The following is a 14,224-nucleotide window of genomic DNA, read 5'->3' on the forward strand; positions in this document are numbered from 1 at the left end:
TTACCGGCCGGTGCCCGCGTACACCACCGCTTCGGTCTCGCCGCCCAGGTCGAAGGCGTCGTGGATGGCACGGACGGCCTTGTCCAGGTCGGTGTCCCGGCAGACCACCGAGACCCGGATCTCCGAGGTGGAGATCATCTCGATGTTCACCCCGGCGGTGCCGAGAGCGGCGAAGAAACCGGCGGCGACGCCCGGGTGCGAGCGCATCCCGGCCCCGATCAGGGACACCTTGCCGACGTGGTCGTCGTAGAGCAGACCCTTGAACTTGACCGGCTCCTGGATCTTGCTGAGCGCGGCCATCGCGGTCGGCCCGTCCGCCTTGGGCAGGGTGAACGAGATGTCGGTGCGCCCGGTGCCCTCGGTCGAGACGTTCTGCACGATCATGTCGATGTTGATCTCGGCACCGGCGACGGTGTCGAAGATCGCCGCAGCGGCCCCCGGCTCGTCCGGTACCCCGACGATCGTGATCTTCGCCTCGCTGCGGTCGTGGGCGACCCCGGTGATGAGTGCTTGCTCCACAGGAAGGTCCTCCATCGATCCGATGACCATCGTGCCGGTGTTTGTCGAGTATGACGAACGGACGTGGATCGGCAGCCCCGCGCGACGTGCGTACTCGACGCTGCGCAGGTGCAGCACCTTCGCGCCGCAGGCGGCCAACTCCAGCATCTCCTCGTAGGTGATGTCCCTGATGTGCCGCGCGTTCGGCACGATCCGCGGGTCGGCGGTGAAGACGCCGTCCACGTCGGTGTAGATCTCGCAGACGTCGGCGTGCAGGGCGGCGGCGAGCGCCACGGCAGTGGTGTCCGAGCCGCCCCGGCCCAGGGTGGTGATGTCCTTGGTGTCCTGGGACACCCCCTGGAACCCGGCGACGATGACCACCGCCCCCTCGTCCAGCGCGCCCTTGAGCCGCCCCGGGGTGACGTCGATGATCCGGGCCCGGCCGTGCACCGAGGTGGTGATCACACCTGCCTGCGACCCGGTGAACGAACGGGCTTCGTACCCCAGGTTGTGGATCGCCATGGCCAGCAGCGCCATGGAGATCCGCTCCCCGGCGGTGAGGAGCATGTCCAGCTCCCGGCCGGGAGGCAACGGGCTGACCTGGTTGGCCAGGTCGAGCAGCTCGTCGGTGGTGTCCCCCATGGCGGAGACCACCACCACGACGTCGTCCCCGGCCTTGCGGGCGGCGACGATCCGCTCCGCGACCCGCTTGATCCGCTCGGCGTTGGCGACGGAGGACCCGCCGTACTTCTGCACCACGAGTGCCACGACGGTGCACTCCCTCCCCAGGTCCCTGAGCGTGCCGACGCCGCCGGGGTGACCGGCGGCGCGGGTCGGACGCCCTCAGGGTATCGGGCGTCCACGGCCAACGGGTCAGGTGATCCCACCATCCGGCCTGACCTGCGTGGTACGTGACCAGCCCGTCGACCGGCGAAACGCCGGGTACGTCCGGCTGACGGCAGCAACGACCGGAGACAATGTGGTGGTGTTCACCCGTCTGCCCCCGGTGCGCCGGATGACCGGTCTGCTGGTCCTGGTCCTGCCGGTCTGTTTCACCGCCTGCGCCGACAAACGGCCCACCGACGGTCCCTCGACGCCACCACCCGTCGCCGGGGTGAACACCGGCGGGCTCGGCGGCGCCCACGACGAACTCGCCGCCCTGGCGGCGGCGGCCCAGGACCGACACCTCACCGCCCGGTACGCGCTGACCACCCCCGGTCGGGCCGACCGGTCGGTGCTGGTCACCCGGGCCACCGACGGCACCTGGCGGGTCGACGTGTCGGAGACGACCCCGGGCGGCGGGGCGATCTCGCTCGCCGCCACCGGTGCCGGGCTCCACCAGTGCGTCATCGCTGCGGCGGACCGCCCGCCGGGCTGCGTACGCCTCGGTGCCCCCGACGCCCCGGTGCCGTACCCGTACGACCTCCGGGTGCAGCACCCGTTCACCGACTGGCTGCCGGTGCTCACCGACCGGCGGGCCCCACTGGCGGTCTCCGCCGCCCGGCAGCTGCCCGGGGCGGCCGGATCGTGCTACTCCGTCGAGTCCACCACCGCCGCCCTGCCCCCACCCCTCGACGTCGGCATCTACTGCTACGACCGGGACGCCACGATCACCGCGGTACGGACAGTCACCGGCACCCTGACCCTGGTGGAACCACCCGGTCCGGCCCCGGACACCGTGCAGCTCGCCGGGCCGGTGATCGACGCCGATCCACTGGACCTGACGACTCCCGGTGACTCCGATCCCATTGTCCGGACCTACCTTCCCAGCCCCCATCACACGACGTAGTCTGGCGCTGTCATGTGGCAGGCGTTCCTTCTCCTTGGTCGCCGCGACGGGGCCTGACCGGCCGGCACCTCGTCGCGGAGTCCCACCGCGCCGTCCAGCAGTTCCGCGTCCCCATCGTCGGTCCCCCGGGCTCCGCCCGACAGCCGGCCGATCACCGCAGCTCGCTGACGTCACATGAATCTTCCTGGGAGCACCACCATGGCTCAGTCCGCCGACTCCGACTCCATCGCCCGGCAGCGTCCCAGCCGGATGCCGCACACCCGCTACCAGCCGTACCACGAGCAGTTCCAGATCGACCTGCCGGACCGGCGCTGGCCCACCCGGCGCACCGAGGTCGCCCCGCGCTGGTGCGCCGTGGACCTGCGCGACGGCAACCAGGCGCTGATCGACCCGATGTCCCCGGAGCGCAAGCGCCGGATGTTCCACCTGCTGGTGCAGATGGGCTACAAGGAGATCGAGGTCGGGTTCCCCTCGGCCAGCCAGACCGACTACGAGTTCGTCAGGCAGCTCATCGAGCAGGACCTGATCCCCGAGGACGTCACCATCCAGGTGCTGACCCAGTGCCGGGAACACCTGATCGAGCGGACCTTCGAGGCGCTGCGCGGGGCACGGCGGGCCATCGTGCACTTCTACAACTCCACCTCCACCCTCCAGCGGCGGGTCGTCTTCGGCCTCGACCGCGACGGTGTCACCGACATCGCCACCACCGGGGCCCGGCTGTGCCAGAAGTACGCCGAGATCCACACCCCGGACACCGAGATCCACTACGAGTACTCGCCCGAGTCGTACACCGGCACCGAGCTGGAGTACGCGCTGGAGGTCTGCTCCAAGGTCATCGAGGTGGTCGACCCCACCCCGGACCGCAAGCTGATCGTCAACCTGCCGGCCACCGTCGAGATGGCCACCCCCAACGTGTACGCCGACTCGATCGAGTGGATGCACCGGAACCTGCCCCGCCGCGACAGCCTGGTGCTGAGCCTGCACCCGCACAACGACCGGGGAACCGGGGTGGCCGCCGCCGAGCTGGGTCTCCTGGCCGGGGCGGACCGGATCGAGGGATGCCTGTTCGGCAACGGTGAGCGGACCGGCAACGTCGATCTGGTCACCCTCGGGCTGAACCTGTTCTCCCAGGGCATCGACCCGCAGATCGACTTCTCCGACATCGACGAGATCAAGCGGGCCGTCGAGTACTGCAACCAGCTCCCCGTCCACGAGCGCCACCCGTACGCCGGTGACCTGGTCTACACCGCTTTCTCCGGCTCCCACCAGGACGCCATCAACAAGGGCTTCGCCGCCCTGAACGCCGACGCGGCGGCGGCCGGGACCCCGGTGGACGACCACACCTGGGCGGTGCCCTACCTGCCGATCGACCCGAAGGACCTGGGCCGCAGCTACGAGGCGGTGATCCGGGTCAACTCGCAGTCCGGCAAGGGCGGCGTCGCGTACGTCATGAAGACCGAACACCAGCTGGACCTGCCGCGCCGGCTCCAGATCGAGTTCTCCGGGGTGGTCCAGAAGGTCACCGACGACGACGGTGGCGAGGTCGGCCCGGCGACGATGTGGGACATCTTCGCCCGCAACTACCTGGTCGACCACCAGGTGGACCCCGCCGTGGCCCTGACCGGCTACACCATCGGCACCGCCGAGGACAAGGTGGAGATCACCGCCGAGGTGGAGACGGGCGGCGAACAGCACTCCCTCAACGCGGTCGGCAACGGCCCGATCGACGCGTACGTCAACGCCCTGGAGGCTGTCGGCGTGACCGTACGGGTGCTCGACTACCACGAGCACGCCCTCTCCTCCGGCGGCGACGCCCAGGCCGCCGCGTACGTGGAGTGCGAGGTGGACGGTCGACAGATCTGGGGTGTCGGCACCGACGCCAACATCGTCACCGCCTCGATCAAGGCGGTCACCAGCGCCGTCAACCGGGCCCGCCCCTGACCTTCCACGGTAGGGAAGGGGTTCCCCGTTCACCTGCGGGTGTCGGCCGGGGCCCCTTCCTTCCCCCGGGGCGGGCGGTGGACGAGAAGGGCGGCCAGGGCCGCCCCGGCCAGGAGCAGACCGGCACACCACAGGAGCGCCCCCCGGTAGGCGGAGGTCAGTTCTGCGCTCTGCTCGTACCCGGTGCCCCCGAGACCGACGAGCAACGGCAGGGCGGCCACCGCGAGCAGGCTTCCCGCCCGGGACGCCGCGTTGTTGAACCCACTGGCCACCCCGGCGTACCTGTCGGCGACGGCGGCCAGGACCGAGGCGGTCAGTGGGGCAACGACCAGCGTGAGACCGGCTCCGAAGAGGGTCACCCCGGGCAACACGTCGGTCCAGTACGACGCCCCGGGGGCGACCGGGCGCAGCAGGAGCAGCCCGACGGCGGCGATCACCGGGCCGACTGTCAGCGGCAGCCGGGGGCCGATGCGTTGGGACAGCGCCCCGGCCTTCGGCGAGCCGACCAGCAGCAGGACCGTCAGCGGCAGGGTGGACAGGCCGGCCAGCAGCGCCGACCAGCCCACCACGTTCTGGAGGTAGACGGCGAGGAAGAAGGTGAACCCGCCGAGTGCGGCGTACACCACCACCGTGAAGATGTTCAGCGCCGAGAAGAGCCGACTGTGGAACAGCCCGGTGGGGAGCATCGCCGCGTCGCCCCGGCGCCGTTCCAGCAGGACGAAGGCCACTGCGGCGAGTACGCCGACCAGCGCCGCTCCCAGGATCGGCAGGGAGGTGAAGCCGCGTACCGGGGCGTCGATCAGCGCGTACGTCACCCCGGCCAGGGCCACCGCGCCGAGGACCGCTCCGGAGACGTCGAACCGGTGACGCCCGGGTGGCCCACCACCGGCACGTGAGGCGGTGTCGTCCCGGCTCTCCGGGACCCACCGCAGGGCGGCCAGGACCACCACCACCGCCAGCGGGATGTTGAGGAAGAAGATCCACCGCCAGGAGAGGGAGTCGATCAGCCACCCGCCGATCAGCGGCCCCAGGGCCGTCGACACCCCGGCCAACCCGGACCACGCGCCGATCGCCCTACCCCGGTCGTCGGGGTGGAAACTGGCCTGGATCACGGCGAGGGAACCCGGGGTCAGCAGTGCCCCGCCGGCTCCCTGGAGGAACCGGGCGACGATCAGCGCGCCGGTGTCCTGGGCGAGTCCGCACGCGACGGAGGCGGCGCTGAACGCGAGCACGCCGAGCAGGAAGATCCGACGCCGTCCGAACCGGTCACCCAGCGCACCGCCCAGCAGGACGAAGGCGGCGAGCACCAGCAGGTAGCCGTTGAGCGTCCATTGCAGATCGGCGACGGTCGCGCCGAGGTCCGCACCGAGTCGGGGCAGTGCCACGTTGACCACGGTGCTGTCCAGGAAGACCATGCCGGAGGCGAGGACCGCCGCGAGCAACGTGCCCCGACCGGCGTGGCTGCTCAGGCGGAGCGGTTCCGCGGATCGACTCATGGGCTCCAATATCCCCGTGCGGTGCCCGAGAGAGGCCACGAATCGGCAAAACCGGCTCCGGTACTGTGCGGGATCGCCAGGAGCCCGGCAAGCTGAAGAGGTGTCGTCTGTGCGTACCAGATCAGGGTCCCGTGTGGTGGCCGTCGCGTTGGGGGTGGCGCTCGCCCTGACCGGCGCGGGTTGCGTCGCGGTCGAGGAGGTGACACCGGAACCTTCGTCCGCACCGGGTGCCGACGGCAACGCCGCCTCCATGTTGAGCGAGTTGACAGTCGCCACTGCGGGGTCGATGAAGGGTTACAGCCGTAGCCGGTTCCCGCACTGGCGTAAGACGGGTCGCAACTGCGACGTCCGGGACACCGTCCTGGAGCGCGACGGCGACAAAATCGAGCGTTCCGAGTGCAACGTCGTCGGCGGCGACTGGGAGAGCGTCTACGACGGCCGCACCTTCACCGACCCCTCCCAGGTGGACATCGACCACATGGTTCCGTTGGCGAACGCGTGGCGGTCGGGTGCCAACGAGTGGGACGACTCGAAGCGCGGCGACTTCGCCAACGACCTGGACCGGCCGCAGCTGTTCGCTGTCTCGGCCAGCTCCAACCGGTCCAAGGGTGACCAGGATCCGTCCCAGTGGAAGCCGCCGAACCAGTCATACTGGTGCACGTACGCCGAAGACTGGATCGAGGTCAAGCACCACTGGGAGCTGTCGGTGACCAGCGCCGAGAAGGCGGCGTTGACCGACATGTTGAAGGGCTGCTGATGGGGGAAGAACAGCCGGTCGCCGTCGACCCGAGCCGGAGCACCGACATCGTGCCCGGCCCGGGTGGGGTGATGACCGACGAGGTCGGGGTGGTGACCGGTGAGCTGACGCTGCGCACCGAGTACGCCGACGGCCGGGTCACCGTCCTGGTGCAGTACAAGGACGCCGACGAGTGGTACGCGGTGACCGGCGGGAGCGCTCCGCTGGCCGATCCGGCGGCCGTCGACACGGTGCACACGATCGCCGTCGGCCTACTGGACCGCCCCGAGGGCTGAGCCGCCGGGGCGGCTGCCCGCACGTCGAAGACGGTGCCCCGGCCCCGCCCTGCGGGTCACCGCACGTCGGGTCACCCGCCTCGGGTCACACGTACGAGCCGGGTTCCTTGGGGGCGGAGACGACCTCGGGTTCCTCCCCGTCACTCTCGGGGCGGACGATCTGTGGGCGTACCGCGTGGGCGCGCAGTTCGCCGGCGGCGATCTTCTCGGCCCAGTGGCAGGCCACCCGGCTGCCGCCGATCTCCCGGAGGGCGGGCCGTTCGTCGGCGCACCGGGTGGGTTGCGCCCACGGACACCGGGTGTGGAACCGGCACCCGGACGGCGGTTTCGCCGGGGAGGGCAGGTCGCCGGAGAGCAGGATCCGCTCCCGGCGGTCCTCCACGTCCGGGTCGGGGACCGGCACCGCCGACATCAGCGCCCTGGTGTACGGGTGCAGCGGCTCGGTGTAGAGCCGGTCGGCCGGGGCCTCCTCGACCATGGCGCCCAGGTACATCACCCCGACGACGTCGGAGATGTGTCGGACCACCGCCAGGTCGTGGGCGATCACCAGGTAGGTCAGGCCGAGGCTGTCCTGCAACTCGTCGAGCAGGTTCACCACCTGGGCCTGGATCGACACGTCCAGGGCGGAGACCGGCTCGTCGGCCACGATCAGGTCCGGCCCGAGCACCAGGGCCCTGGCGATGCCGATGCGCTGCCGCTGTCCCCCGGAGAACTCGTGCGGGTAGCGGGACAGCGACCACCGGGGCAATCCCACCTTGTCGAGGGTCTCACCGATGATCCGTCGGCGCTCGTCCCGGTTTCCGCCGATGCCGTGGGTGTGCAGCCCTTCGGTGAGGATCGACTCGACGTTCTGCCGGGGGTCGAGGCTCGACATCGGATCCTGGAAGATCATCTGCATCCGGCGTCGCATGGTGCGCAGCCGGCGACCCGAGAGGCCGGCCAGGTCCGTCCCGTCGAAGATCACCTCACCGTCGGTGGAGGGGGTGAGCTGGAGCAGCGCCCGTCCGAGGGTGGACTTCCCGCAGCCGGACTCGCCGACCAGGCCGTAGGTACGGCCCTTGGGGATGCTCAGGTCGACCCCGTCGACGGCTCTGACGTGTCCGACGGTCCGGTCGAAGAGCACCCCCTTCCTGATCGGGAAGTGCACCTTCAGGTCGCGTAGCTCGACGAGGACGTCGTCGGCGGTCACTGCTTCTCCTCCTCGCGCGGGGCGGGCACCGACCCGGGGGCGGGGGCCGGGTTGACGCAGCGGTAGCCGCGACCGCCGTGGGCGTGCACCGTCCCCGGTGGCTCGCCCACGCAGTCGTCGACCCGGTTGACGCAGCGGGGCGCGAACGCACACCCGTCCGACCAGGGCAGCAGGTCCCGGACGGATCCGGGGATCGGGTTGAGCCGTTCCCTGCGACCGGCGTCCAGGCGCGGCACCGACCCGAGCAGACCCACGGTGTACGGGTGGCGGGGCTCCCGGAACAGGGGCCGACGGCGGGCCGTCTCCACCACCCGCCCGGCGTAGAGCACGTTGATGGTGTCGCACATCCCGGCGACCACCCCCAGATCGTGGGTGATCATCACCAGTGCGGTCCCCGAGTCACGGACCAGGTCCTTGAGCAGCTCCAGGATCTGCGCCTGGATCGTCACGTCGAGGGCGGTGGTGGGCTCGTCGGCGATCAGCAGCCGGGGCCGGCAGGCCACCGCCATGGCGATCAGGGCCCGCTGGCGCATCCCTCCGGAGAGCTGGTGGGGGTACTCCTTCAACCGGCGACGCGGGTCGGGGATGCCCACCCGGTCGAGGAGGGCTGCGGCCTCCTTCGCCGCCACCTCGCCCTTGAGACCACGGTGTCGACTCAGCACCTCGGTCACCTGAAGTCCGATGGGGACGACCGGGTTCAGCGAGGAGAGCGGGTCCTGGAAGACCATCGCCACGTCCCGGCCCCTGATGTCACGCCGGGACCGGTCGTCGAGGGTGAGCAGGTCGGTGCCGTCGAAGACCGCCCGACCGCCGACGGTCAACCCGGGTTGGCGGGGCAGCAGACCCATGACGGCCAGGGAGGTCACGCTCTTGCCGCAGCCGGACTCGCCGACCAGGCCGACGATCTCACCGGAGTCTACCGAGAAGGAGACCCCGTCGACGGCCCGTACCGGTCGTTGGCCGCGTCGGGCGAAGGTGACGGAGAGGTCGTCCACATCGAGCAGTGCCATGATCGACCTACTTCCGCAGCTTGGGGTCGAGCGCCTCGCGCATTGCCTCACCGAGGAGGGTGAACCCGAGGGCGGTGATGATGATGGCCACCGCCGGGTAGATCGCCAGCCCGGGGCGGATCCCCAGGTACGGCTGCGCGTCGGCGAGCATCACCCCCCATTCCGGTACGGCCGAGTCGGGGTTACCCAGTCCGAGGAAGGACAGCGCCGCAGCCTCGATGATCGCGGTGGCCAGCGTCAACGTGGCCTGCACGATCACCGGGGCCAGCGAGTTGGGCACCACGTGCGTGAGGGCGATCTTCGCCCTGGGCACCCCCAGGGAGGTGGCCGCCAGGACGTAGTCGCTGTTCGCCTGGGCGATCATCGACCCGCGCAGGAGCCGGGCGAAGACCGGCACCGACACCACCCCGACCGCGATCATCACGGTGGTCAGGCTGGCCCCCAGCAGAGCCGCGATGCTCACCGCGAGCAGCAGGCTGGGCAGCGCCAGGAGCATGTCGATGAAGCGCATCAGAGTGCTGTCCACCCAGCGTCCCCACCGGCCACCGAGCCCGGCCGCCGCACCGGCGATCCCGCCGATCAGCGCGCCGACGGCCAGCCCGATCAGCGTCGACACCACGCCGACCAGGAGCGTCTGCCGGGCGCCGACGACCATCCGGCTGAACACGTCCCGGCCCTGGTGGTCGAAGCCGAGCCAGTGGTCCCCGGAGGCACCGGGGATGATCCCCTGCCCCGACCGGACCAGCCCCTCCCGGATCCCGATCGAGTCGGTCGGCCCGTACGGCACGAACACCGGCCCGACCAGCGCGACCAGGACGAAGATCGTCAGGATGACTGCGCCGACGATGGCCGCCGGGTTGGTACGCAGCCGCCGGAACGCCTCCTGCCAGAGGGAGACGCCCCGCTCGTCGTCGCGGGCGGCCAGTTCGGCGAGCCGGTCGATCTTCTCGCCCTTGCGGCCCAGGTTGACGGTCATCGCACCCTCACCCTCGGGTCGATCAGACTGTAGGAGAGGTCGACGATCAGGTTCACCAGCACGTACACCACCGCGATGATCATAATGAAGCCCATCAGGACGGGGTAGTCGCGCTGACTGATCGCGTCGGCGACGAACGCCCCGATCCCGCTGAAGGCGAAGACCGTCTCGGTGAGCACCGCCCCGGAGAGCAGGCCACCGGTCAGCAGCCCGATCGAGGTGACCACCGGCAGCATGGCGTTGCGCAGCACGTGCCGACGGCGGACGGTGCTCTCGGTCAGGCCCTTGGCCTCGGCGGTACGGACGAAGTCCTCGTTGAGCACCTCAAGCACGCTGGCCCTGGTGATCCGGACGATGATCGCCAGGGGGATGCTGGCCAACGCGATCCCCGGCAGGACCAGGTGCCAGAGGGCGTCGGCGGCGGCGTCCCACTCGCGGGTCATCAGCCCGTCGAGGACGAAGAAGTTGGTGACCCGGGTCGCCCCGATCGTCGGATCCTGCCGTCCGCTGGCCGGGAACCAGTTCAGGTTCTCCGCGAAGATCGCCTTGAGGACGTACGCCAGGAAGAACACCGGGATGCAGATCCCGATCAGCGAGCCTCCCACCGAGAGGTGGTCCAGCAATTGCCCCCGCCGACGGGCGGCCAGGTAGCCGAGGGGGATACCCACCCCGATCGCGATGATCATCGCGGTCACTGTCAGCTCGACGGTGCCCGGGAACCGTTCCAGGAACTCGGTGGTCACCGCCCGCTTGGTGGAGGTCGAGGTACCGAGATCCAGTTGGAGCATCCGGCGGACGAACCGGCCGTACTGCACCAGCAGCGGCTCGTCGAGGCCCAGGTTCCGGCGGATCTCGGCGCGCATCTGCGGGGTACCCCGCTCGCCGAGGATCGCGGTCTCCGGGCCGCCGGGCAGTCGACGTAGCCAGATGAACAGCAGGATGGAGAGCCCGAACAGCGTGGGTACCAGCTGCAACAGGCGACGGACGATGAACCGGAACACGGGCGGCCTCGGAAGAGTACGGAGGGGCGCGGGCGGGTGCCGTCATGAACGACACCCGCCCGCGTCCGTGTCATACGGTCAGGACTTGAACTCTGCGGTGGCGAACCGCTCGTCGGTCAGCGGGCTCGCCGTCACCCCGGTCACGTCCTTGCCGAGGACGATCGCCGGGGGCGAGTGCGAAATCGGCACACCCGGCAGGAAGTCCATGACGGACTTGTTGATCGCCTTGTACTTCTCCACCCGGGCCGCCGGGTCGGCGGTCGAGTCGGCGTCCTTGAACTGGGCGAACAGGGCCGGATTGCTGAAGCCCCACTCGTCCTTCTTCCGGTCGAAGAAGGTGCCGATGAAGTTGTACGCGTCGCCGTAGTCCCCGGTCCAGCCCAGGAAGTGCAGGTCGTGGTTGCTACCGGAGGTGGTGGCGTTGAGGTAGTCCGGGCTCCACTTGAGCGGGATCGGCTCGACCTTGATCCCCACCGCCTGCAGGTCCGCCGAGAGCAGCTCGAACAGGTCCTTCGGGTTGGGCATGTACGGCCGGGTGACCTCGGTCGGGTAGTGGAACTTCAGGCTCAGGTTCGTCGCCCCGGCCTCGGCCAGCAGCTGCTTGGCCCTGTCCGGGTTGTAGTCGTACCGGGTGACCTCGCCGTTCCACCCCTCGACGGTGTCGGGGAAGAAGTTCACTGCGACCTGCGCGCCCGGCGGGAGCTTCGAGTCGACGAGGGCCTGCCGGTTCAGCGCGTGGGCGATCGCCTGCCGGACCTTCAGGTCTGCCAGCTTCGGGTTCCCCTCCTGGTTGATGGCCAGGTAGAGGATGTTGAAGGCGGGCCGGGTGAGCATGTTGAAGCCCTCGCCGCGCAGGGGCTCGACGTCGGCCGGGCCGACCAGGTCGTACCCCTGGATGTCACCGGAGCGCAGCGCCTGCTTGCGGGCGTTCTCGTCCGAGATGGTCTTGAAGATGAGGGTCTTGAGCTTGGCCTTGTCGCCCCAGTACTCCTCGTTGCGCTCGATGGTGAGCGTCTTGTTGGCGATGTCCCAACCCTTGAACTTGAACGGGCCGGTGCCGGTCGGGTGCTCCAGGGCGTAGTTCGGGTACTTGATGTCCTCGGCGGTGCCGGTGACGTCGCTGGCCTGGTGCTCCTGCAACGCCTTGGGGCTGTGCATGGAGAACGCCGGGAGCATCAGCGCGGCCGGGATCTTGCTGGAGACCCGGGTGAAGGCAAGGTCGACGGTGGTCGGATCCTTGACGGTGCAGGACTTGAAGAGGCTCTCGCCGAGGTCCTCGCTCTCGTTCTGCGCGTACCCGCCCATGATGTCCTGCCAGTAGGCGGTCACGTCGGGGCTCTGCATCAGGCCCTTGGCGTTGTACCAACGGTTGAAGTTGACACAGACGGCCTCGGCGTCGAAGTCGGTCCCGTCGTGGAACTTGACGCCGGAGCGGAGCTTGAAGGTCCACACCGTACCGGTGGCGTCCGGGGTCCACGTCTCGGCCAGACCGGGGCTCGGCTTGGTCCCGCCCTCCTCCGCGCGGATCAGGGTCTCGAACACCTGACGCGCCACCCGGAACGACTCGCCGTCGCTGGCCAGGCTGGGGTCGAGCACCTTCGGGTCACCGGCTACGCCGAAGACCAGGGTGTCCTTCTTGCTCCCGCTGGAGCCTTCTTCACGGTCACTCTCGGCGCAACCTGCCACCGCGAGGGCCGCGACCGCTACGGCCGCGATGGCGGCCTTCGGCCTGGGTGCACGCATGGGTGCTTCACCTCGTCCTCAGGGGTACGGGACAACGCGGTGACAACGGTGGTCACCGATGGCCGGAACCTTAGCCCTCGTTTGGACCCGCGGGAAACCATCGATGGACGGGTTGGTATCGGATCGTGTCTTTCTATCGATACGTTCGAAGATTCGCAGGCTTGAGCGGCGATCCGCCGAAGAATCGACGGTCGCGATACGAGATTGTTACGTCAATCGAACGATGACGCCGAGCACTGTCAGACTCCGGCGTCGACTCCTGAGAGGACCGCCGCCCCCGACGTCGCTCCACCGCTCGCCGCCCCCCAGAGCAGGGTGATCGCCTCGCGGGTCCGCTCCTGGGTCCGCCTCGCGTGTGCTCCTGTGTCCGCCTCGCGGGTCCGCTCCTGTGTCCGCCTCGCGGCTGCGCCTCCAGGGGTGCGCTCTCGGCTTCGCGAGGGCCTCAGACGCTGCGACGTCCCTCGAACGCCCGCCCCAGGGTGATCTCGTCGGCGTACTCCAGGTCACCGCCGACCGGCAGGCCACTGGCGAGCCGGGTCACCGAGATCCCCATCGGCTTCACCATCAGAGCCAGGTACGTCGCGGTCGCCTCACCCTCGGTGTTCGGGTCGGTGGCAAGGATCAACTCCCGTACCCCGCCCTGCCCGAGCCGGACCATCAACTCCCGGACCCGCAGGTTGTCCGGCCCGATCCCCTCCAGCGGATTGATCGCACCGCCCAGCACGTGGTAGCGACCGCGGAACTCACCGGTCCGCTCGATCGCCACCACGTCCTTGGGCTCCTCGACCACGCAGAGCACCTCATCGGTACGACGCGGGTCACGACAGATCCGACACTGCTCCGACTCGGCCACGTTGAAGCAGGTGGTGCAGAACCGCACCAGGTCCTTGACCTTGCGCAGCGCACCGGCCAGCCGGTTGACGTCGGCCGGATCCGCCGACAGGACGTGAAAGGCGATCCGCTGGGCGCTCTTCGGGCCGACGCCCGGCAACCGACCCAGCTCGTCGATCAGGTCCTGGATGGCACCTTCATACATCTAGCGGCTCAGAACCCGGGCAGGCCGAGGCCGCCCATGCCACCGGCGACCGGCCCCATCTTCTGCTCGGTCAACTCCCGGGCCGCCTCGTTGGCGTTGTGGATGGCCGCCATGACCAGATCCTCCAACGTCTCGACGTCCTCCGGGTCGACAGCCTTCGGGTCGATCTTGATGCCCTTCAACTCACCGCTGCCGGAGACCGTGGCCGTCACCAGACCGCCGCCGGCAGTACCGGTCAGCTCGGCCTCGGCCAACTCGGCCTGAGCCTGGGCGATCTGCTGCTGCATCTTCTGCGCCTGCTTGAGCATCTGCTGCATGTTCGGCTGTCCACCTGGGCGCACGGATGGGCTCCTTCTCGCACTCGTCTGCTCGGCCGCCGCCCAGCCTATCCGCTCCCGACCGCCCCACCCGCACCCAACCCAACCCATCCCGCACCCCCACCTCGCACCCCCACCTCGCACCCCCATCCCGCACGACCCCACCCACCCCGCACCGCACCACCCAGCCCGACCC

The 14,224-nt window shown here is 69.7% G+C and carries 12 protein-coding genes and 1 pseudogene; 4 read left to right on the forward strand and 9 right to left on the reverse strand.

The window, feature by feature from the left end; all coding sequences use genetic code 11:
- Positions 1-1,266 carry an aspartate kinase gene (locus ABT336_RS09825; RefSeq protein WP_350896132.1) on the reverse strand — a complete coding sequence of 422 codons (1,266 nt, stop codon included), beginning with the start codon at positions 1,264-1,266 and terminating at the stop codon, positions 1-3.
- A 217-nt stretch (positions 1,267-1,483) separates the two neighbouring features.
- On the opposite strand from ABT336_RS09825, the gene ABT336_RS09830 reads away from it, so the two are divergent.
- Both ABT336_RS09830 and leuA read left to right on the forward strand, forming a co-directional pair.
- The gene (locus ABT336_RS09830; protein WP_350896133.1) at positions 1,484-2,287 is read left to right on the forward strand and encodes a hypothetical protein; all 804 of its coding nucleotides are present in this window, start codon (positions 1,484-1,486) and stop codon (positions 2,285-2,287) included.
- A gap of 198 nt (positions 2,288-2,485) precedes the next feature.
- Positions 2,486-4,228: a 2-isopropylmalate synthase gene (gene leuA, locus ABT336_RS09835; RefSeq protein WP_350896134.1), complete on the forward strand. Its 1,743-nt coding sequence runs from the start codon at positions 2,486-2,488 to the stop codon at positions 4,226-4,228.
- Positions 4,229-4,257: 29 nt separating this feature from the next.
- Here the strand turns inward: leuA and ABT336_RS09840 are convergent, their stop codons facing one another.
- Positions 4,258-5,724, reverse strand: a complete 1,467-nt coding sequence (locus tag ABT336_RS09840; protein ID WP_350896135.1) for a DHA2 family efflux MFS transporter permease subunit — start codon at positions 5,722-5,724, stop codon at positions 4,258-4,260.
- A 109-nt stretch (positions 5,725-5,833) separates the two neighbouring features.
- Between ABT336_RS09840 and ABT336_RS09845 the strand changes: the two genes are divergently transcribed.
- Both ABT336_RS09845 and ABT336_RS27495 read left to right on the forward strand, forming a co-directional pair.
- A complete protein-coding gene (locus ABT336_RS09845; RefSeq protein ID WP_350896136.1) occupies positions 5,834-6,481 on the forward strand; it encodes an HNH endonuclease family protein in 648 nt (215 codons plus the stop codon).
- Between the two features lie 32 nt (positions 6,482-6,513).
- Positions 6,514-6,756, forward strand: a pseudogene (locus ABT336_RS27495) (hypothetical protein); the annotation flags it as partial.
- Positions 6,757-6,841: 85 nt separating this feature from the next.
- Here ABT336_RS27495 and ABT336_RS09855 read toward each other — a convergent pair.
- The 7 genes from ABT336_RS09855 to ABT336_RS09885 all read right to left on the reverse strand — a co-directional run bounded on the left by ABT336_RS09855 (position 6,842) and on the right by ABT336_RS09885 (position 14,028).
- The gene (locus ABT336_RS09855; RefSeq protein ID WP_350896137.1) at positions 6,842-7,945 is read right to left on the reverse strand and encodes an ABC transporter ATP-binding protein; all 1,104 of its coding nucleotides are present in this window, start codon (positions 7,943-7,945) and stop codon (positions 6,842-6,844) included.
- Positions 7,942-8,955: an ABC transporter ATP-binding protein gene (locus tag ABT336_RS09860; RefSeq protein WP_350896138.1), complete on the reverse strand. Its 1,014-nt coding sequence runs from the start codon at positions 8,953-8,955 to the stop codon at positions 7,942-7,944. Before ABT336_RS09860 ends, ABT336_RS09855 begins: the two co-directional genes overlap by 4 nt.
- Before the next feature lie 7 nt (positions 8,956-8,962).
- Complete coding sequence (locus tag ABT336_RS09865) at positions 8,963-9,931, reverse strand: ABC transporter permease (RefSeq protein ID WP_350896139.1); 969 nt, start codon at positions 9,929-9,931, stop codon at positions 8,963-8,965.
- Positions 9,928-10,932: an ABC transporter permease gene (locus tag ABT336_RS09870; protein WP_350896140.1), complete on the reverse strand. Its 1,005-nt coding sequence runs from the start codon at positions 10,930-10,932 to the stop codon at positions 9,928-9,930. Before ABT336_RS09870 ends, ABT336_RS09865 begins: the two co-directional genes overlap by 4 nt.
- Before the next feature lie 78 nt (positions 10,933-11,010).
- On the reverse strand, positions 11,011-12,675 hold the full coding sequence (locus ABT336_RS09875; protein ID WP_350896141.1) for an ABC transporter substrate-binding protein: 1,665 nt from the start codon (positions 12,673-12,675) through the stop codon (positions 11,011-11,013).
- 442 nt (positions 12,676-13,117) lie between these two features.
- The gene (gene recR / locus ABT336_RS09880; RefSeq protein ID WP_350896142.1) at positions 13,118-13,711 is read right to left on the reverse strand and encodes a recombination mediator RecR; all 594 of its coding nucleotides are present in this window, start codon (positions 13,709-13,711) and stop codon (positions 13,118-13,120) included.
- An 8-nt stretch (positions 13,712-13,719) separates the two neighbouring features.
- Complete coding sequence (locus ABT336_RS09885; protein WP_350896160.1) at positions 13,720-14,028, reverse strand: YbaB/EbfC family nucleoid-associated protein; 309 nt, start codon at positions 14,026-14,028, stop codon at positions 13,720-13,722.
- Positions 14,029-14,224: the final 196 nt, after the last annotated feature.

It is taken from the genome of Micromonospora sp. NPDC000207 (assembly GCF_040300925.1).
In the GTDB taxonomy this organism is placed as follows: Bacteria; Actinomycetota; Actinomycetes; order Mycobacteriales; family Micromonosporaceae; genus Micromonospora.

What these genes read in the sequence shown, in the direction of transcription:
- leuA (WP_350896134.1), top strand. Translation starts at nt 2,486, where the DNA reads ATGGCTCAGTCCGCCGACTCCGACTCCATCGCCCGGCAGCGTCCCAGC.
- ABT336_RS09840 (WP_350896135.1), bottom strand. Translation starts at nt 5,724, where the DNA reads ATGAGTCGATCCGCGGAACCGCTCCGCCTGAGCAGCCACGCCGGTCGG.
- ABT336_RS09860 (WP_350896138.1), bottom strand. Translation starts at nt 8,955, where the DNA reads ATGGCACTGCTCGATGTGGACGACCTCTCCGTCACCTTCGCCCGACGC.
- ABT336_RS09865 (WP_350896139.1), bottom strand. Translation starts at nt 9,931, where the DNA reads ATGACCGTCAACCTGGGCCGCAAGGGCGAGAAGATCGACCGGCTCGCC.
- ABT336_RS09875 (WP_350896141.1), bottom strand. Translation starts at nt 12,675, where the DNA reads ATGCGTGCACCCAGGCCGAAGGCCGCCATCGCGGCCGTAGCGGTCGCG.
- recR (WP_350896142.1), bottom strand. Translation starts at nt 13,711, where the DNA reads ATGTATGAAGGTGCCATCCAGGACCTGATCGACGAGCTGGGTCGGTTG.
- ABT336_RS09885 (WP_350896160.1), bottom strand. Translation starts at nt 14,028, where the DNA reads ATGCAGCAGATGCTCAAGCAGGCGCAGAAGATGCAGCAGCAGATCGCC.